General features: G+C 61.3%; 14 protein-coding genes and 1 pseudogene. 11 read left to right on the top strand and 4 right to left on the bottom strand.

Features of this window, described 5'->3' with window-relative positions; genetic code table 11:
* Positions 1-1,010, bottom strand: a 1,010-nt coding sequence (locus ABI_RS18440; protein ID WP_050808356.1) for a class I SAM-dependent RNA methyltransferase, incomplete at its 3' end; no start/stop codon positions are given.
* A gap of 157 nt (positions 1,011-1,167) precedes the next feature.
* Between ABI_RS18440 and ABI_RS18445 the strand changes: the two genes are divergently transcribed.
* Entirely contained in the window at positions 1,168-1,611 is a 444-nt protein-coding gene (locus tag ABI_RS18445; protein WP_006274571.1) for a hypothetical protein, read from the top strand.
* Between the two features lie 93 nt (positions 1,612-1,704).
* Positions 1,705-2,226, top strand: a complete 522-nt coding sequence (locus ABI_RS18450) for a hypothetical protein (RefSeq protein ID WP_006274572.1) — start codon at positions 1,705-1,707, stop codon at positions 2,224-2,226.
* Here the strand turns inward: ABI_RS18450 and ABI_RS18455 are convergent.
* Positions 2,223-4,211 (bottom strand): S46 family peptidase, encoded by a 1,989-nt coding sequence (locus tag ABI_RS18455; protein ID WP_006274573.1) that lies wholly within the window; start codon positions 4,209-4,211, stop codon positions 2,223-2,225. The two genes, ABI_RS18450 and ABI_RS18455, sit on opposite strands and share 4 nt — an antisense overlap.
* Here ABI_RS18455 and ABI_RS26500 point away from each other — a divergent pair.
* On the top strand, positions 4,210-4,332 hold the full coding sequence (locus tag ABI_RS26500; RefSeq protein WP_006274574.1) for a hypothetical protein: 123 nt from the start codon (positions 4,210-4,212) through the stop codon (positions 4,330-4,332). The genes ABI_RS18455 and ABI_RS26500 overlap by 2 nt on opposite strands.
* 11 nt (positions 4,333-4,343) lie before the next feature.
* Here ABI_RS26500 and purN read toward each other — a convergent pair whose 3' ends face one another.
* Positions 4,344-4,934 (bottom strand): phosphoribosylglycinamide formyltransferase, encoded by a 591-nt coding sequence (purN, locus tag ABI_RS18460; RefSeq protein WP_006274575.1) that lies wholly within the window; start codon positions 4,932-4,934, stop codon positions 4,344-4,346.
* On the bottom strand, positions 4,931-6,388 hold the full coding sequence (locus tag ABI_RS18465) for a leucyl aminopeptidase (RefSeq protein ID WP_006274576.1): 1,458 nt from the start codon (positions 6,386-6,388) through the stop codon (positions 4,931-4,933). The genes purN and ABI_RS18465 overlap by 4 nt, the downstream gene beginning before the upstream one ends.
* Before the next feature lie 159 nt (positions 6,389-6,547).
* Here ABI_RS18465 and ABI_RS18470 point away from each other — a divergent pair, with 159 nt between their 5' ends.
* From ABI_RS18470 to ABI_RS23900, 8 genes and pseudogenes are all read left to right on the top strand, one after another.
* Positions 6,548-7,738 carry an LptF/LptG family permease gene (locus tag ABI_RS18470; RefSeq protein WP_083811560.1) on the top strand — a complete coding sequence of 397 codons (1,191 nt, stop codon included), beginning with the start codon at positions 6,548-6,550 and terminating at the stop codon, positions 7,736-7,738.
* Complete coding sequence (locus ABI_RS18475) at positions 7,735-8,877, top strand: LptF/LptG family permease (RefSeq protein ID WP_006274578.1); 1,143 nt, start codon at positions 7,735-7,737, stop codon at positions 8,875-8,877. The genes ABI_RS18470 and ABI_RS18475 overlap by 4 nt, the downstream gene beginning before the upstream one ends.
* An 83-nt stretch (positions 8,878-8,960) precedes the next feature.
* A complete protein-coding gene (locus ABI_RS18480; RefSeq protein ID WP_245531394.1) occupies positions 8,961-11,561 on the top strand; it encodes an LPS-assembly protein LptD in 2,601 nt (866 codons plus the stop codon).
* 31 nt (positions 11,562-11,592) lie between these two features.
* The gene (locus ABI_RS18485; RefSeq protein ID WP_245531395.1) at positions 11,593-12,924 is read left to right on the top strand and encodes a foldase protein PrsA; all 1,332 of its coding nucleotides are present in this window, start codon (positions 11,593-11,595) and stop codon (positions 12,922-12,924) included.
* Positions 12,925-13,044: 120 nt separating this feature from the next.
* Positions 13,045-13,446 (top strand): cupin domain-containing protein, encoded by a 402-nt coding sequence (locus ABI_RS18490; RefSeq protein ID WP_040309602.1) that lies wholly within the window; start codon positions 13,045-13,047, stop codon positions 13,444-13,446.
* Positions 13,447-13,535: 89 nt separating this feature from the next.
* Positions 13,536-14,566, top strand: a pseudogene (gene pdxA, locus ABI_RS18495) (4-hydroxythreonine-4-phosphate dehydrogenase PdxA).
* The gene (gene rsmA / locus ABI_RS18500) at positions 14,563-15,390 is read left to right on the top strand and encodes a 16S rRNA (adenine(1518)-N(6)/adenine(1519)-N(6))-dimethyltransferase RsmA (protein WP_006274582.1); all 828 of its coding nucleotides are present in this window, start codon (positions 14,563-14,565) and stop codon (positions 15,388-15,390) included. The pseudogene pdxA and the gene rsmA overlap by 4 nt, the downstream one beginning before the upstream one ends.
* Before the next feature lie 232 nt (positions 15,391-15,622).
* Positions 15,623-18,910, top strand: coding sequence for a S8 family serine peptidase (locus tag ABI_RS23900; RefSeq protein WP_006274583.1), 3,288 nt, complete (start codon positions 15,623-15,625; stop codon positions 18,908-18,910).
* Positions 18,911-18,915: the final 5 nt, after the last annotated feature.

Genomic DNA, 18,915 nt, shown 5'->3' on the forward strand with positions numbered 1-18,915 from the left:
CCCTTCATGTCCTCAGCCACCATCGGACGACGGAACAGGTCGCGGACCTCCGGATTGATTGTTTTCAGCCCCGGGGCCGAGGCCAGGGCCTGTTTCAGCGCGGCAATCGAAGGCGCTGCGCCGTCGGCGGCATAAACGACAGCCGTCTCGGCCAGCGGAAAGGTGAAGGTCCCCGCACCGCAGAACAGGTCAGCGACCTTTTTGGCGCCAGCCACGGCGTCCTTGACCAGAGCCGCCATGATGGCCTCGGCCTGGGGTGTCGCCTGAAGAAACGAGCCCGCCGGCAGGGCCACGGTCGCCTTGCCGAAACGGATCATTGGCTGGCGCACCTGATAGAGAATATCGTCGCCCAAGGTGACGCGGGCGAAATCCGCCTCCGCCGCCGTCATGGCGATCTGCATACGGGCGTCAGCCGACAAACCGCCGGTGCGGGTCCGCTCGACACCGGAAATATCGATGTCCAGTCCGGTCAGCGACGCCGTGACATGCAGGATCGGGGCTGACTTGGGGTGTTCGAACAAGGGCGCCGCCAACTTCAGCAACATGGGCAGGGCCGCGACGATGGCCGGGTAGGAGATGGCACAGACCTCGATCGGCACCAGCGACCACGACTTGCGCGCCTTGAACCCGATCTGAACTTGCTTGCCTTGCTTGCGGGCATGCAGGCCGACGCGACGGCGCGAGTGCGGCGGCGTGGTGAAACCCGGCAGGACCTCGGTTTCCAGCCCCCCGCGCAGCAGTTGAGCGGTAACCACCTCCTGCTTCCAGGCGCTGTAACCCGCCAGGTCCCAGTGCTGGAGCGTGCAACCGCCGCAATGCGCGAAATGCGGGCAAGGCGGCGTCACGCGTTGCGGGCTGGCGTCGAGGACTTCGACCAGTTCCGGCCGCTCCTTGCCCTGGCGCGCCAGGACGCGTTCGCCCGGCAAGGTCATGGGTATGATCAGGCCTCCGGCGGTAATGCCGTCGCCCTGAAAGCCGACCTTGTCGATATGCGCTTCAAAATCCGCCATGTGCCTGCCGTAAAAAGGAAACGCCCCATAGAGGTCGCGCCGTCCCGTGTCAAATTCGCCTGTAAGGCGTACCCTGTTTGCCTCGGCTTCGCCAACGGCGAAAATGATCTCGACGGGTGGGCGTCGCTCTCCATTTTTTGTTCAGGATGTCTCGAACATGACCAGGCTGAAGTCCGCGTTGTTAACCATGATCCTGTCGGCCACAGTCGCCGCTGTCGCCCTGCCCGCTGCGGCCCACTGCCCCTACGGTAAGACGCACAGCCACAAAGTGGCAAAAAAGAAGACCAAGACGGCCAAGGCTGTCGCCTGTAATTGTGACAAACCCGTGAAAGCCATGGCGCGCAAGGCGGCGAAGGCCAAACCGGCGCCGGCGGCGCAGCCGCGCGACTATGCCTGGCGCAGCAGCGACACCTATCACAACGACCACAGTGAACGCAGCGAAGGCGTCGACCTTCACCAGACCTCGTGGGAATCATCGACCGTGACCACCCGCGTCGTGTCGCGGCGTGTAGTCTATATCCGGCTCGAAGACGGACGCCTGTTGCAACACGCGCGCGATTGCCGCGATCGCCATCACGACCACGTCTGGCAGGCTTATTGATTCTTTGTACAAAAAGCGAAGACCGATATTTTATCTTGGCACGCGGCAGAGGACATAAAGAGGGTTAGCGCCCATTTTGGTCCCGAGGCTCACATGCCGTATTCCCCGACTGTCCGCACCGCCGCGCTGGCCATGGCTTTCCTTATGGCGGCCCCGGTCACCATGGCGCAAGATGATGACCGTGGTTACAGCGAATATCGACGCGACGTCGGTCAGCGTGGTGATGGCGACTATGACCGGCGCGACGACCGGGTGCCCTATGCCGGCGCCGACCTGGCCTACGACTATTTGAGCGGCGAATATTACCGCTATGAAGGTCCCCGCCAGCAGGACCCCCGCGCACGCGAGCAGACCGGGTATCGCGACGGGACGCTGCACACCAAACCCAATCAAGGTTACTATGCCGGCGTCCGCTGGTTTGGCGGCCAGCGCCGATATCGCGGCTGCGGTTGCTCGGCGTGGTACGGCCGGGGTCATGGTTATTATCGTGGGTCGTCGTACGAACCCTATGAACGCAGCAACGGCTATTTCGAGCGTTACGCCAGCAGCAACAGCAACGACTGGGGTTACAGCGATCGGCGACGCAATGCACGCTTCTACAATTGGGGCTACTAGTTGGCAGATGCGCTCAGTTCGTCGGTCAGTGTGGTCACCCCGTACACCGTCTCCAGGACTTCACTGATCGCTGCCGTCGACACGACGACGGTCCGGTTCAGTTCTGCATTATAGCTGTAGGCGCCACCCAGACCGTGGATATTGCTGTCGAAAACGGTGCCAATCAGCCTGCCGTCAGCGTCGATGGCCGGAGAGCCCGAACTGCCGCCGGCGATATCATTCGTGGTGGTGAAATTATAGACGATACCGCCATCGGCCACGGCCTGAGCCGCCGTAAACCGCGGGGACAGCTGGAACGGCGCCTGACCTGTCGCCCGCTCATACAGACCCTTCATGTAGGTGAAGGGCTGGATGTCTGTGCCGTTGTAGCGCCAACCTTCGACGCGGCCGTAGGACAGGCGCGGCGTGAAGGTCGCATCCGGCGCCATTGTGCCGCCATAGACATGAAAGCGCACACGGGCAATCTTTTCATGGGCAATACGAGTCGGCGCCACGACCTTGTCTTCCCACTCGGCACGGCGGGCGCGGGCCTCCGCATCCAGGTGCATGGCATATTGGATCATTGGATCGTCCGAGGCCTCGATCGCTGCGAGTCCGCCCTCCCAAAGCGTGCGGCGCACAGCGACATCGCCCAACTGACTGTTATCGACCAGATAATGCGCCAATATCTCCGGTGACGCCTTGCCCAGCAGTAGCCTGGTCTCCGGCGCGTCGACACCGAGATACTCACGCGACTTCGACAGGGTAAAGCCCAGCAGAAGTTCATCGAGCGCCTTTTCTACCTTGTACGGCGCCAGGATCTTGTCGCGCATCCACGGCAGCCGCGAGTCGGCAAACTCCGGTAACCGTTCCGCCGACGGTTTCTCGCGCTCTTCGGCGGCGCGGACCAGGTAGCGAGCATAGAAGAACAGGCTGGAATGATGCGGCGCCTGCTCCAGGAAGTACCACGGCAGGAACAACCGGCGATACTCGGCCTGCGCGGCGGCAATGTCCGCCCAAGGATCGCCAATCTCGCGCTTGAGGTCGCCCTTCAAGCTCTTGCGCAAGCGTTTTTCCTCAGCCCGTTTGGCATCGAACAGTGGCGGGCGGCGCAGGGCCAAGGCCTGACCGACGCCCGATTTGAAACCGTTTTCGACACTGAACAGCCAGTCTGTGGCGACGCGCTTATACTCGGGTCCTCGCTCGGAAAGGCCGATCAGACGCCCGCGCAGTTCCGCCTTCATCGCCATTTGCAGCGGCAGATAGACATCGCGCTGGGTTTCCAGTTGCGACACGGTCAGAAAGCGCTCTGTCTTTCCCGGACTGCCGGCCGCGAAGATGGGCTCGCCGGCCTCCGGCTGGCGCGTCGTCCATTCCAGGTGGTCCGGGGTGGCGGCAGGATTGCCATCGTCGTAGAGACGCAAGAAACCGACATCGAGGGCGTAGCGCGGAAAGTTGAAGTTGTCCGGGTCGCCGCCGAAAAAGGCCATGGAAAATTCCGGAGCGAAAACAAGCCGTACGTCGGAGTATTTGCGATACTGGTACAGCTTGTACTGACCGCCCTGGTACAACGGCACGACCTGGCAATGGCGCTTGGGATCATCGCCGCACGCTGCCTGTTCGATGCCTGTCGCGCGCGCATTCTGAGCGTGAACGAAGTTGTCGCCGGTAAGCCCCTGAGTCGCGGCGACAACGTCCCGGGTCACATCGCTGATGTCAGTCAAAATCGCCGCCGCCATGCCGGGGCAGACCAGTTCTTCCTCACGTTTCGCGGTCAGAAAGCCTTGTGCTACAAAGTCCTTTTCGGCGGACGACAGCTCCTGGGCACATTCTATGACACAGTGATGGTTGGTCAGCAGCAGGCCGTCTGACGACACCACCCCAGCGGAACAGCCCGAACTTAGACGCACGGACGCTGCCTGGATATGGTCCAGCCAGGCCTGATCCAAAGTCAGGCCGTAGGCCTCGTTCACCGTCTCCAGCGGGAAGTTATCGAAGGTCCACATGCCCTCTTCGGCCCGCGCCACGGAGGCGCATGCCAATGCCGCCATAGCAACGGCGCAGGACAAGAGAGATCGGTTGATGTGGAAACGCATCGTCACGGGCTTAGTTTCGCATGAACTGTAACCGAACGAGAGTTATAATTTCGTAAGGTTTGACATAACCGCGCGCAATGCTGCGGGATACAGCTTGTGTTCCTCGACCAGAACCCGCGCCGCCAGGGTGTCCGCTGTATCGTCCGCCAGGACCGGAACCTCAGCCTGAGCAATGATATCGCCCTCGTCCACCCCCGACGACACCCAGTGAACCGTGGCGCCATGACGATCATGACCGGCTTCCAGGCAACGTTGATGCGTATGCAAGCCTTTGAAATCCGGCAATAAAGCGGGGTGGATGTTGATCATCCGGCCTTGCCATTTCTCGACCAGCCACGGCGTCAGCACGCGCATATAGCCGGCCAGGCAGATAAATTCTACGCCATGCGTTTCCAGCACAGCGTCAATGGCGCGTTCGTGGGCCTCTCGATCCTTACCGTACGGCCGGTGATCGATGGCGACGGCGGCAATCCCCTGCCCCGCCGCCCATTCCAGCCCACCGGCCGCCGGGTCGTTGGACACGACCACGACGAATTCGGCGGGAAAGTCCGGCGCCTTTGCCGCTTCGACCAGGGCCATCATGTTGGAACCGCGCCCCGAGATGAAGGCGGCGCAGCGCGTCTTTACCGTCATGCGCCCTCATAGAACTTGGCGACCAGAGCATCCAGGGTACGGACCCCAAAGCCGGTGGCGCCTTCCGGCACGGTCGGGATGCGCTGTTCGTTGGTCCAGGCCGTCGGCGCGATGTCGAGGTGGATCCACGGCACATTGTTGACGAAGCGTTGGAGGAACAGGGCCGCCGTTATCGAGCCCGCCGGACGGCCGCCGATATTGCGGATATCGGCGATCTTGGAGTCGATCTGCTTCTCGTACTGGGCCGGCATGGGCATGCGCCAGAAGTTCTCGGATACGGTCTTGGAGGCTTCATCCAGACGCTGAGCCAATTCATCGTTGTTGCTAAAAACACCGGCATAATCAGTACCCAGCGCGATGATCATCGCCCCGGTCAGGGTGGCCAGATCAATCATGAACTGGGGCTTGAAACGGTCCTGACAGTACCACAGGGCGTCGGCCAGAACGAGGCGGCCTTCGGCGTCGGTATTGATGACCTCGATGGTGGTGCCGGACATGGCCTTGACCACATCGCCAGGGCGCTGGGCATTGCCGTCAGGCATGTTTTCGACCAGGCCGATCACCCCGACCGCATTGACTTTTGCCTTGCGCGACGCCAGGGCGATCATGGTACCGACCACGGTCGCCGAGCCGCCCATGTCCCACTTCATATCTTCCATGCCGTCGGCCGGCTTGATCGAGATGCCGCCAGTGTCAAAAGTCACGCCCTTGCCGACAAAGGCCACCGGTGCATCTTTTTTGTCGGCGGCGCCGGTCCATTGCATGATCACCATCTTGGATTCGCGCTCCGATCCCTGACCGACGCCAAGGAGGGAGTGCATGCTTAATTTCTCCATTTCGGCGATTCCAAGAACTTCGATCTTCAGACCGATGCCTTCGAGCGCCTTAACGCGGTCGGCGTAGGATTGCGGATAGAGCACATTGGCCGGTTCGGAGACCAGGTCGCGGGCGAACAGGACGCCGTCGCGGATGGCGGCCAAGGGGGCAAAAGCGGATTCGGCGGCGGCGACATCGTCGACGACGACGGTAACGGATTTCAAGGTCGGGGCTTTTTCGAGCTTGGCCGGGCCAAAGTACTTGTCGAAGCGATAGGCAGCCAGGTTCAGGGCGAACAGGGCCTGCGCGGCAAGAGCCGGGTCGTAGCCACGGACATCGAGGCTTAGGGCTTCGAACCCGGCCGACTTGGCGCCGTGGTACAGGCTGGCAGCGGCGTGTTCCATGGCACCTGAGTCGAACTTGCCGAGATCGCCGGCACCCACGACGACGACCGGCCCGTCAACCGTTGCCAGAACCTGGACCTTGCCCTTGGCCGCCTTGTAGCCGAGGGCGGCCAGAGACTTGCGAATCGCTTCGCCGTCGATGGCCGCAAAGGCCGGGCTGGCGGCGCCATCCTCACCCAGGATGTAGGCGCGGGCCGAGCCGGCTACCGGGGCAGCGCTGAATTGCATGGTCATATTCGACTCCGATCTATGCTTTTCCCGCGTCATATCCCTTTCGATGTAAAGAGATAAGTCTTTTCGCGAAAATTTTGTGCGCTGCCAACGGAGACTTGTAATTAACCTCTCAAACGGTCAAAAGAGACATCCGACTGTGAGAGAAGACTTCAGACCTGTATGCGGACGCTGGATCGCTATATATTCCGTCAGATGATCGTGCCCGTCGCCGGCGCGGTCGCCGCGCTGACGGCCATTGCACTGATCAGCCAGTCGCTCACCCAGTTTGAACTGGTCGTCGAGCGCGGCCAGAGCGCCTGGACCTTTATTCGGGTCACACTGCTGTCCATGCCCCTCCTGTCCGGGTTGATCTTCCCGATCGCCCTGTTCGTCGGGACCCTGGTCGCCCTCACCCGGTTGCAGGGCGAGCATGAATTCACCGCAGCGTTCGCAAGTGGCATGTCGCTGCGCCAGGTTTCGTCGCCTATTATCCGCATCGGCGTCTACTTCCTTCTGTTCAGTCTGGCCTCCAACCTGTTCCTTCAGCCGTGGTCTGCGCGGTCGATGCGCGAAGAGCTGTTCAAGGTCAAGAATGATCTGGTCTCGACCCTGGTCAAGGAGGGCGAGTTCTCGACCTCGCCGTCGGGCCTGACCATCTATGTTCAACGTATCGACCAGAATAGCCTGCTGCGGCAGATCTATATTCGCATCCCGGCCACCGAGGGGGGCGCTGACCGCACCTATGTCGCTCGCGAGGGCAAGATCACCCAGGTCGGCACCGAATCGCTGCTGATCCTGCGCAACGGATCGACGCAGTGGGTGTCGGGCGGGGAGTTGGATCACATTACCTTCGATGAGACCAGCATCCCGATCTCGGACTATTTTGCCAGCGACGATTCCCTGAATTTCAAGGAGTCGGAGCGCTACCTGCACGAGCTGTTCTTCCCCAACCTGGCCTTGCCAGGCGATGGCGGCAATTATGAGCGCAAGAATGTCGGCAAGCTGATGGCCGAAGGCCACGCCCGTCTTGCGTCACCGCTGTACAATCTCAGCTTCGTGCTGCTGGCCATCATGGCCGTCCTTGGGGGCGGTTTCAGCCGCGGCGGCTATACTCAGCGTATCGCAATCGCCGCCGGCGTTGCGGTCACCGCCCGCCTGCTGGGGGTGGTGATGCAAACTATCGGCGCCGAAGCGGCTATCCTCAATATCCTTCAGTACCTGGTGCCGCTCATCCCCATCATTATGTGTGTGCGCCTGCTGAACAAGCGCGACCGTACTGGCGTGACGGTTCTCGGCGGCATGGCTCCGCTCAATGCCGGACTGCGGACGTCCAGTGCCGATTTCGGCGCACCACGGAGGAACCGGACATGAACCGGGCCGCCATCCTGTCATATCTGACCTATCTCAACCCGTGGCGCGGCAGCCGGCTGGAAACCTATATCCTCCAGACCTGCGTTGCCATGTTCGCCTCGGCCCTGATGGTCGTGTCGGCGCTGATCCTGCTGATCAACTATGTCGAAATCTCACGTTCGGTCGCGGCACGCGCCGACCTGGGCGGGCTGGAAGTTCTGGTCATGCTGTTCCAGCGCTCACCGAGCGCCATCCTGATCCTGCTGCCGTTTGCCTTCCTGTTCGGTTCGCTGTTCGCCTTCGTCAATCTGAACCGGCGCAGCGAATTGATCGCCATGCGCGCAGCCGGCGTTTCGGCCTGGCGCTTCGTGCTGCCGGCAACCGTCTCAGCCTTCGCGTTTGGAATCCTGACCATCGGGGTGCTCAACCCTGTCGCCTCGCATCTACAGGACGTATACGAACGCAAGGTCGTGGCCGCCGAGGCCTTCGCGCCGACCGATCCTGCCGAGGCCATCTATCTGCGCCAGGGCGACAGCGACCGTCAGGTTGTCATCCGCGCCGACGGCCAAGCCTCGGCCCAGATCGGCCATTTGCGCGGTGTCACCTTCTGGATTTTCACCACTGACCGCCGCGGCGCGCCGTCCTTCATCGAACGGGTCGACGCCCGTGAAGCCATCCTGCGTCCGGGCAGCTGGCAGTTGAAGGACGCACGGGAATACACCCTGGACAAGCCGGCGCAGTTCTACAATGTTCTGACCCTGTCCTCGAACCTGGATCCGCAAAAGGCGTTCAAGCGTTATGCCTCGACGCAGTCGGTGCCGTTCTGGCGCCTGCCGGGGCTGATCCGGCAGAACCAGATTTCGGGCTTCTCGACCACCAGCTACGAACTCAAACTGCATCAATTGTTGTCGACACCGCTGATGTTCGCTGCCATGACGGCGTTGGGGGCGGTGTTTTCGCTGCGGCTGATGCGTCTGGGCGGGTTGACCATCCTGGTAACGTCAGGCGTCAGCCTTGGTTTTGTCATTTTCTTCGTTAATCAGTTGTTCGCCTCGATGGGCAAGGCCGACGTCATTCCTGCCGCTCTTGCAGGTTGGTCGCCGGCCGTGCTGGCCATGCTGGGGGCGATGACACTGCTGGTATATACCGAGGACGGCTGAGTTGCGCCTGAAACGGACTGAGTTTGTCGTTTTCCACCGCCATTTTGTGTTACACAAGAGTCGGGATTCTATTGCGGGCCATGATGAAGCGTAATTCTATCAAGCTGGGTGTGGGACTGATGTCCCTCATGGCCATAGGCGGCGGCGCATCCCAGGCGCGCGCCGCTTCCGACGCGACGGCTGCGGCCGGCACGACGACCCTGACCCAGTTGTCGTTTGAAATGGCGATGGCTCAACTCGCCGGGGCCAAACTCGCCGAAACCCAGGCGGCTGACGCAGCGGCCGTCCCGGCAGATACACAACCTGCCCCCCGCCCGACGGCGACACTCGGCAAGGACACGGTCGGCCCGGACGGCCTGATCGAGGGGGCGGCGTATATCGAAGCCGACCAGATCGCCCAGACTGAGGACGAACTGATCATTGCCTATGGCCGCGTCGAGATGCGCCACAAGGGCAAGATCATCCGCGCCGACACGGTGAGCTACAATCCCAACAGCGGTGTCACCATCGCCAGTGGCAACACCCAGACCATCAATGCCGACGGCAGTATCCAGTTCGCCGACTACATCTCGTACGATGATGAGATGCAGTCCGGGATATCGGAAAACTTCGCTTCGTTGGGCAAGGACGAGCAAAAGGTCTTTGCACGTAAAGTCGAGTCGATAGATCCTGACACAAACCGGCTAACTGACGTTATCTATACGCCGTGCCAGCTCTGCGTCGAAAAAGGCGAGACTCAGGAGCCATCCTGGTCGATTCAGGCCAGCGAGATCACCCAGCGCCGCGACAAGAAGATGGTCTACTACAAGAACGCCATGTTCAAACTTCAGGGCGTGCCGGTCTTTTATACGCCCTACATGTGGACGCCGGACCCGGAACTGGAACGGGCCTCGGGCCTGTTACCGCCCAAGATCGGTGCCAACCGCAAACGCGGCTTTTCCTATGAACAACCCTACCTGTGGTCGATATCGCCCTATCAGCACCTGATCATCAGCCCACAACTTAATGCCAGTGTCGCGCCGCTGCTCAATCTAGACTATCAGCGTAACTTCTATTCCGGCGTGCTGCACGCCCGGTTCGGCTTCACCAACGAAAGCTATTTCGACAACGAAGCCAACCGGATCGGGTCAGAGGACATCCGCGAATACGTCCTGGCCGACGGCCGCTTCAAGATCAACGAAGACTGGCGCTGGAGCTTCACCGCCGAGCACGTCAAGGATGACGTCGATGAGAACATTGTCATTGATGCGCAAGGCAATACGATCGGACGTGGCCGTTCCTATGCGAACTTTTTCGAGCGCTACGACATCGACGATGCGTTCAACCGAAACGATCGTTATGGCGAACTCACGGTCGATTCCCGTCAATTGATCAACCAGGTCAATGTGACGCGCCAGACGTCGAACGCCTATCTGTCGCTGAACATGGTCAGCTTCCAGAATCTGCAGTTCTCGGGCGATTCCCTCGTTGACCAGCCGTTCGCTGTGAATTCGGAAATTTATCCGACGATCGCGCCGATGCTCGAAGCCTCGTGGTCGCCGCGTCACCGGCTGCTGGGCGGTCAACTGACCTTATCGCTGAACGCCATCGGGCTGAAGCACAAGGATTATCCCGGCGACACGGTCGCTCCGGCAGCGGCGGATGGCACATCGGGCTTCGATACCGCGCGGGTCAGTGTCGGCGCTAGCTATCATGGCGACATGACGACCCGGAGCGGCATCAAGTGGGGCCCCTTCCTTGAAGCCCGTCACGACAGCTACAAGCTGAGCAACCTCGACTCGTCGGGCCTGGAAGGCGATTTCTCGCGCGGCCTGGCAACGGCCGGTTTCAATGTCAGCTATCCGCTGATCAAGCGGTACGACAAGGTCACCGCCATCGTCGAACCCTTGGCGCAACTGGCGATATCGCCAGACTTCGAGAATGATCCCCTCTTGCCACGGGAAGACAGTCAGGCCTTCGAGTTCGACGCCACCAATCTGTTCGCCATCAACAAGTCGCCGGGTTTTGATGTCTACGAGTCTGGTGCGCGCCTGAATCTCGGCTTCAAGACGCGCCTCGTCTTCGACTCCGGCCTGAAGGTCGAGGGTCTGATCGGTCGCACCCTGCGTGATAAAGCAGAGACACAGTTCCTTAAAACGCGCACGGTTCAGGGCGTTAATTACACCTATGACCTGTACGGCCTGGGAAATAAGAACTCCGACTGGATCGTCAATACCAGCTTCGATACCTCCAATGGGTTGTACGGCTACAGCCGCCTGCGTATCGACAGCGAAGAGACCAAGCTGAGCCAGGGCGAAGTGGGCCTGAGCGTGGTCCGGCCAAATACCCGCGCCACCTTGCGCTATGTTTTCAACGACCTGCTGCTCGATCCGACCAAGGTTGAGAACGGAAAACTGCAGCGTTTCGGCGACAACTACCGCAATATGCAGTTGTATGCACGGCACTTCATTACACCCAACTGGGGTGTGTCGGCACGTCTGGACCGCGACCTGGTGCGCGAAGAATGGCGCCGGTCGACGGTCAGCGTGATCTACCGCAACGATTGTATCTGGTACGAACTGATTTATCAGCGTAACGACACCCGAGCCTATCAGTTGCGCGGCAAGCCGTCGTCGGCGATACTGTTCCGCCTTAATTTATCCACATTCGGATCCTCTGGTGCGGAGTTTAACGATGTCCGCTAACGTCCTCCGCGAACACCCAAAAAGAATGTACATGCACCTCCTTCGTTCCGCCCTTTTGACCACGGTCGCCACCCTGGCCGTCGCCGGCGCTGCCGTCGCCCAGGTCCCGACTCCGGACACCGGCGTGGCTGCTGCCGCCTCCGCTCCTGGCTATGACCAGAACGCGCCGGCGCCGAATTTGCCGCAGTTGTCCGAAGGCATGTTGATCTCGGTCAATGACGATATGATCACCTCCTACGACCTGAAGCAGCGCATGCTGCTGCTGATCGTCACGTCGGGGGTCCAGGTCACCCAGGAAAACTACGCCGCCTTCCAGCAGCAGGCGATCAATGGACTGGTCGATGAGCGTCTGCAGATGCAGGAACTGGATCACTGGAAGGTCAAGGTCGATGATGCCGACATCAATGAAGAGCTGGAGCGCATGGCGTCCCAGTCTGGCCTGACCGGCGAACAACTTCTCACCGAACTGAAGAAGGTCGGCATCGAACCGGCGACGCTGAAGTCCCAAATCCGCGCCGAAACCGGCTGGAGTCGGTTGGTCGGCGGGCGCTATCAGTCCAATGCCAAGGTCGGGTCGGCCCAGGTCGACGGGACTATGGACCGCATCGTCGCAGACGGTCAGAAGCAGCAATATCTGGTCGCCGAAATCTTCCTCGACCCGGCTCAGGCCGGCGGCATCGAAAACGCCCAGAAGGGCGCGCAACAGCTTTATAACCAGCTCCAGGCCCGCGCCGCGCCATTCCAGGCCGTGGCCCGTCAATTTTCAAACGCGCCTTCGGCGGCCCAAGGCGGTGACGCTGGCTGGCTTGTCGCTGACAATCTCGATCCGGCGATCGAAGTCGCCCTGGCCGCCGCTCAGCCGGGTGAAATGACGCCGCCGATCACCACAGAGGACGGCGTCTATATCTACCTTTTGCGCCAGAAGACGACAGGTGACGGCGACATGGTCATGCATCTGAAGCAGGCCGCCATTCCTCTGGCGCCAAACGCTTCGGAGTCGGAAGTGGCCAACGCCCAGAGCGCCCTGCTCAGCTTCCGTTCCAAGGTGTCGAGCTGCGATGCCCTGGATGAAGCCAAGGTGCCGGGGAATATCCAGGTCGTCGACCTGGGTGAGGCCCAGTTGTCCACGCTGTTGCCGGACTATGTCGCGACCTTGAAGCCGCTTAAGGGCAAGCAGGTGTCGCAGCCGGTGCGCAACAGCCAGTTCATGAACGTCGTCTATGTCTGCGACCGCCGCCTGGCGGGTGAAAACGCCCTGACGCGCGAACAGGTGGAAAGCCAGTTGGTCAATACGCGTCTGGCCATGCTGGGCAAGCGCTACCTGCGCGAACTGCGTGGCTCGGCGACCATCGAGAACCACTAGGCCTTAGTTGACTGGACTCAATGAGAGCGCGCCTGGACGGGCGCGCTTTTTTTTTGTGCTGTTTTCTCATCGCCTTCAGGGCATGCTGATAACAACGGATCAATGACTTGGAAGGCAGTTATGGACAGGTTCAAAGCGAAGGCGCACACGCTTGGAAGCGTCTTCTCCCATCTCCTGGATGACGGCGGCATATTGGCGGTTCCAGTCGACGATGATTTCTGGTCCACGGGCATTTCAGAGCTTCCGCCGGGACGGTTGGTGAGCGTTTTTGAGAACGCAGCCGACTGGACATCATGGGAAATGCATCCCAATGGCGATGAATTGATACTCGTTCTGTCTGGCCGGCTCGATCTGATCCTGGAAACCGCCAGCACCTGCCGGACCGAGACGGTACAGACGGGACAATTTATTGTCGTGCCGAAAGGCGTCTGGCATACGGCGGACGTGCCGGAGCCGGGACGCGCCCTCTTCATCACCGCCGGCGAAGGCACGCAGCACCGCGAGCGGTCGCCCGGCTATTGACCTGTCCGCCCCGCTCTGGCGGCGAGACGTATTAATTCGTGCGCGTTTTCTTGCTGCAATCGCAGACGGAAGCGCGTATTTGACAGCCCATGACACCTGCTTCGCCACCACTTGTGCTTTCACTCGGCGATCCGTCCGGCATTGGCCCGGAACTGACCGTCAAAGCCTGGCGCGCGTTGAAGGATCAGGCCGGTCTCGCCTTCTGCGTCATTGGCGATGCCCGAAGCTTGCGCGACCTCGATGCACCTGTCGCGGTAATCGAGGACGTCGATCTCGCGTCGGATATATTCGAAGAAGCTATTCCGGTGCTGGATCAACCGCTGGATATCCATGCCATACCGGGCAAGCCCGATGCCGCTCACGCGCGTCACATCATCGGCTGGATCCGGACGGGAGTCGAGTTATGCCGGGCGGGCAAGGCACGTGGTCTGGTGACCGCCCCGATTGCCAAGTCCGTCCTGTACAGCGCCGGGTTCAAGTTTCCTGGCCATACCGAGTATCTGGCAGAGCTTTGCCGCGAGGGCGACGGACCCGCGCAGATGCCGGTCATGATGCTGACGGCCCGGGATCTGAGGGTTGTTCTGGCCACCATCCACCTGCCACTGAAGGACGTACCACAGGCGCTGTCGGTGGACAGTGTGACGGAGGTCGCGCGAATTACCTATGCTGCCTTGAAACGAGACTTTGCGCTCGTGGCGCCACGCATCGCCATGGCCGGCCTCAACCCCACGCCGGCGAAGACGGCACGATCGGCCGCGAGGAGATTGAGATCTTGATCCCGGCTGCCGAACGGTTACGCGCCGAGGGGATCGATGTCCGAGGCCCCCTGCCGGCCGACACCCTGTTTCACGACGAGGCCCGTGCGGGCTACGACACAGTCCTGTGCATGTATCACGATCAAGGCTTGATACCGTTGAAAACGCTGGATTTCTGGAGCGGCGTCAACATCACGCTCGGTCTGCCGATCGTGCGGACCTCGCCGGATCACGGCACGGGATTCGCCATCGCCGGTACCGGTCAGGCACGCCCCGACAGCCTAATCGCGGCCATCCACGCCGCCGACACCATAAGCCGCAATCGTGGCAGCCGCAATCATAGCAGCCGGAACCGTGCCTTATGACTGAGTTGCCGACCTTACGCGAAAGCCTGGAACAGCATGGTCTGATGGCCAAGAAGGCGTTCGGCCAGCACTTTCTGCTCGACCTCAACATCACCCGTAAGATCGTGCGGCTGGGCGGACCGTTCGATGGCGATACGGTGATCGAGGTCGGCCCCGGCCCCGGCGGTCTGACGCGCGCCCTGCTCGAGTCCGAAGCTGCGCACGTCATTGCCGTGGAAAAAGATTCTCGTTTTTTGGAACTGTTGGGTGAGCTGAACGAGGTCTTTGGCGACCGTTTCGAGGTCATTGAGGGCGATGCGTTGAAGGTTGACGAAGCGCAGTTGCTGGCCGATCGCAAGCTTTCGCCGCAGGCGCATATCGTCTCCAATTTGCCCTATAATGTCGGCACGCCCTTGCTGATCAAGTGGCTGACCGGACCGTGGCGGCCGAAGTCCCTGACCCTGATGTTCCAGCTGGAGGTGGCCTTGCGGGTCGTAGCCCCGGTCGGCGACGACGATTACGGGCGGTTGAGCGTCATTTCGCAGATCCTGTGCGATGCCAGCAAGATCATGGACCTGCCGGCGCGCGCCTTCACGCCCCCGCCCCGAGTCGACAGCGCGGTGGTCCGCCTGATACCCAAGGCCGACCGCCCCGCCCCCGCCGTCATCAAAAATCTCGAAAAAGTGACCGCGGCGGCGTTTGGTCAGCGCCGCAAAATGTTGCGATCGTCCCTCAAATCACTGGGCGGTGAGGTCTTGCTGGACAAGGCGGCAATCGATGCCACCCTGCGCGCCGAACAGGTGGGACCGGACGGTTTCCTGCGTCTGGCTACCGCGCTTTCCTGAAGCACCCCCGTGATTTTGGGGTAGACTTTTACGTCCCGCAGGTAGAAATTGCGCCGCAATAACGACAATATCCAGGGCAGGCGTAACGTTTTTTCGACTTAGAGCGCGTTTCGATCCGGTAGAATCGGTTCGGCGCTCTAAGTTTTTGTATTAACGCGCATCTTTATCCAAAAAATGCGTCACACTTTTTGGGACGCGCTCTCAATCAATAATTTCGTCGCGGGAGGCTGAGGTGCTGAGCAAGACCGGTAAATTCTGGCTGCGTGCGACCGATGAGGACGGCCCGGCCAAGGCCACCGCCGCGACAGTCGCCGCAGGAATACCCAATACCACGACCGGCGCGGGACCGCGCCCCGGCGATGATCCACTCCTCTACCGGCAATGGTACATTGACAAGACCGGCCTCGACGATATCGGCATCGACATGAATGTCCGCCCCGTCTGGGAGGGCGGCGGCGGTACCGGCTATACGGGGGCCGGCGTCACGGTTGGAGTCTTCGACAGCCTGATCGAGCGCAACCACCCCGACCTGGAAGCCAATTACAACGAGAGCCTCAACGTCGAGGATCTGTTTTACGAACATACCGACAGCGCCCATGGCACAGCCGTGGCGGGTATCATCGCCGCAGCCAAGAACGGTATCGGCATGACGGGTATCGCCTACGACTCCAAGGTGACGTCCCTGCCGGTCATCTACACCACGGCGGTATCGATGCAGAGTTTCGAAATCGCCATGTCGCACGCCAAGGATTTCGACATTGCCAATTTCAGCCTCGGCGGCTTGATGCCATTCGACAGCGGCGATGTGCGGGGGTGGTTCCAGCTTCATGGCCACCACTACAAGGACGCCGTCGACCTTGGGCGCGATGGGCTGGGCACCTTGCTGATCCAGGCCGCCGGCAACAACCGCGGGATCAATCCGCTGGACGCCAATCTCAGCAACTTCCAGAACCAACGCTACAGCATCACGGTATCGGCAGTCGATTCCTGGGGACTGGTTGCCGATTATTCGTCGGAAGGGGCCAATGTCCTGGTCGCCGCCGCCTCCAGCGGCAGCTACTACGGGCCGCATATCGCCACGACCGATATGGTCGGCGACGGTGGCTACAACAAGGGCGACAATCCTGACTGGGATCCCGTGTCGAGCGACTACACCACGCGATTCGGCGGTACCTCGGCGGCCGCCCCCGTGATCAGCGGCGTGACCGCCCTGATACTGGAAGCCAATCCGGAACTGGGCTGGCGCGATGTCCGCGATATCCTGGCCTTTTCCGCCCGCCACACCGGTGCGGCCTTCGGAGAGACGCCGGCGTGGCATGAGGGCTATGGCTGGAAGATCAATCATTCCAGCAACGTCAACGGCACCGGGCTGCACTACAACCAGAATTACGGCTTTGGCCTGGTGGATGCGCTGGCGGCGGTGCGACTGGCCGAGAGCTGGACGCGGCAAAGGACCTCGGCCAACGAAATCAGCCGATCGGACAGCTTCACCCAGGATACGGCCATTCCGGAAGGGCCCTACAATACGACGCCTCTGGTGATCGAGTTTGACATCGAAGCCGGTGTCACAGCCCAGATCGTCACCTTGTCCATGAACATGATCCACAAGATGTCGAATGAGCTTCAGGTCAAGCTGATCTCGCCATCGGGTACGGAGAGCCTGATCTTCGATCACAAGGGCTTTGGGCCCAGCATCTATGGAACCGGTGGAACGGCCTGGGCGCCGTGGACCTTTACCAGCAACAATTTCGTCGGTGAGGATCCGACAGGGACCTGGCGGCTGGAGATCCTGGACGACCGCGGTTTCTGGCCGACGAATGGTGTTTTCAAGACAGCCACCCTGACCGTCTATGGCGACGCCCCGACGAATGACAGCGAGTATATCTATACCAATGAGTTCGGTGTCCTGGCCGGGATGGACTATGGCTTCACCATCATCGATACGGCGGGCATCGATACGCTGAACGCCGCTGCGGTGACGGCGGCAGCGGTGCTCGACCTGCGCGGGATAGCGCCGGCCGTCATCAATGGCATGGCGGTGACTATCGCGCCGGGGACCCTGATCGAACATGCCTGGGGAGGTGACGGCGGCGATGTCTTCCACGGCAATGGCGCCGCCAACCGTCTGAACGGCATGCGCGGCAGTGATACGATTCACGGCGGTGCGGGCGACGATACACTGTCCGGCGGGGCTGGCGACGACTACGTCCATGGCGGCGCGGGCAATGACGAGCTGTCCGGCGGCGACGGGATTGACCGGCTGTCCTATGAGGGCGCCACGACCGGGGTTACTGTTGATCTGTCGCTTACTACTGGACAGGAGACCGGTGCCGGTCTGGACAAACTTTTCGGATTCGAAGTGTTGCAGGGGTCAGGCCATGACGACCGGCTGACCGGGTCGGCCGCGAGCAATGTCATCTCGGCGGGGGGCGGTCACGACACGGTTGAAGGCGGCGACGGCAATGACACCCTGGTGGGCGGTGCGGGCGGAGACCGTCTCAACGGTGGCGCGGGGGTCGACCGCCTGAGCTATGCCGACAGTGTCGCAGGCGTCCGCGTGCTCCTGACGGCGAACGTGGTAACCGGCCTGCCATTGTCCCTTGGCGGCCATGCCCAGGGCGACGTCATCGACGGTTTCGAAGACGTCACCGGCGGGTCCGGCAACGATACTCTGGGCGGCGACAATGGTGACAACCGTCTGACGGGGGGCGGCGGTCACGATGCGCTTCTAGGCGAGGCCGGTGACGACGATCTGGACGGCGGCGCAGGCGATGATGCCCTGTCCGGAGGCGTCGGAAACGATCAGCTCTACGGTCGCGACGGCAACGATAACCTGGCCGGGGCCGAGGGCCATGACACGGTCGATGGCGGCGGCGGCCATGACGTCGTATCAGGCGGCGATGGAGACGACCGGGTGTCCGGTGGCGATGGTCACGACATGGTCGGCGGCCGGGCCGGGAACGATTATCTCGACGGCGGTCTGGGCAACGACACCGTTTTCGGCGGCGACGGCGATGACGGCGCGTATGGCCGTGACGGCGACGACAATTTGTCGGGCGAACTGGGCAGGGATACGTTGGACGGTGGCAGCGGCAACGACACGTTGAGCGGTGGCGGAGACGATGACCGGCTGTCCGGCGGTCTTGGCTCGGACCAGATCCGCGGCGGCAGCGGCAACGATGTTTTCGTCTACCGCCAGGCGGATGTGATGGCGACGGGCGACGCTCACGCCGCCGCCGATATGCTTTTGGATTTTCTGCCGCGCGCCCATCCGTATCAGCAGTATGACCGCATCGACCTGCGCGCCATCGACGCCATAGATGGCGGCGCGAACGATGCTTTCGTCTTCATCGGCGATGCCGCCTTCACGGCGGCCGGACAACTGCGGGCCTGGTTCGACGGTGTCAATACCCGGGTCGAGGGCAATACGGTTTCCGATACAGACGGCCATGTCGAGTTCGAGGTTCTGCTGCAAGGGAATTTGGCTTCGACGATCGGGGTGCTGGATTTCTTTCTGTAGCCTTG

This window comes from Asticcacaulis biprosthecium C19 (genome assembly GCF_000204015.1).
Taxonomy (GTDB): Bacteria; Pseudomonadota; Alphaproteobacteria; order Caulobacterales; family Caulobacteraceae; genus Asticcacaulis; species Asticcacaulis biprosthecius.

Bases quoted from the DNA above. Each gene is read 5' to 3' on its own strand.
- ABI_RS18480 (WP_245531394.1), top strand. From the start codon at position 8,961: ATGAAGCGTAATTCTATCAAGCTGGGTGTGGGACTGATGTCCCTCATG.
- ABI_RS18450 (WP_006274572.1), top strand. From the start codon at position 1,705: ATGCCGTATTCCCCGACTGTCCGCACCGCCGCGCTGGCCATGGCTTTC.
- ABI_RS18485 (WP_245531395.1), top strand. From the start codon at position 11,593: ATGCACCTCCTTCGTTCCGCCCTTTTGACCACGGTCGCCACCCTGGCC.
- ABI_RS18470 (WP_083811560.1), top strand. From the start codon at position 6,548: ATGCGGACGCTGGATCGCTATATATTCCGTCAGATGATCGTGCCCGTC.
- ABI_RS18455 (WP_006274573.1), bottom strand. From the start codon at position 4,211: ATGTGGACCTTCGATAACTTCCCGCTGGAGACGGTGAACGAGGCCTAC.
- ABI_RS18445 (WP_006274571.1), top strand. From the start codon at position 1,168: ATGACCAGGCTGAAGTCCGCGTTGTTAACCATGATCCTGTCGGCCACA.
- ABI_RS18465 (WP_006274576.1), bottom strand. From the start codon at position 6,388: ATGACCATGCAATTCAGCGCTGCCCCGGTAGCCGGCTCGGCCCGCGCC.
- rsmA (WP_006274582.1), top strand. From the start codon at position 14,563: ATGACTGAGTTGCCGACCTTACGCGAAAGCCTGGAACAGCATGGTCTG.
- ABI_RS18475 (WP_006274578.1), top strand. From the start codon at position 7,735: ATGAACCGGGCCGCCATCCTGTCATATCTGACCTATCTCAACCCGTGG.
- ABI_RS26500 (WP_006274574.1), top strand. From the start codon at position 4,210: ATGCCCTCTTCGGCCCGCGCCACGGAGGCGCATGCCAATGCCGCCATA.
- purN (WP_006274575.1), bottom strand. From the start codon at position 4,934: ATGACGGTAAAGACGCGCTGCGCCGCCTTCATCTCGGGGCGCGGTTCC.
- ABI_RS18490 (WP_040309602.1), top strand. From the start codon at position 13,045: ATGGACAGGTTCAAAGCGAAGGCGCACACGCTTGGAAGCGTCTTCTCC.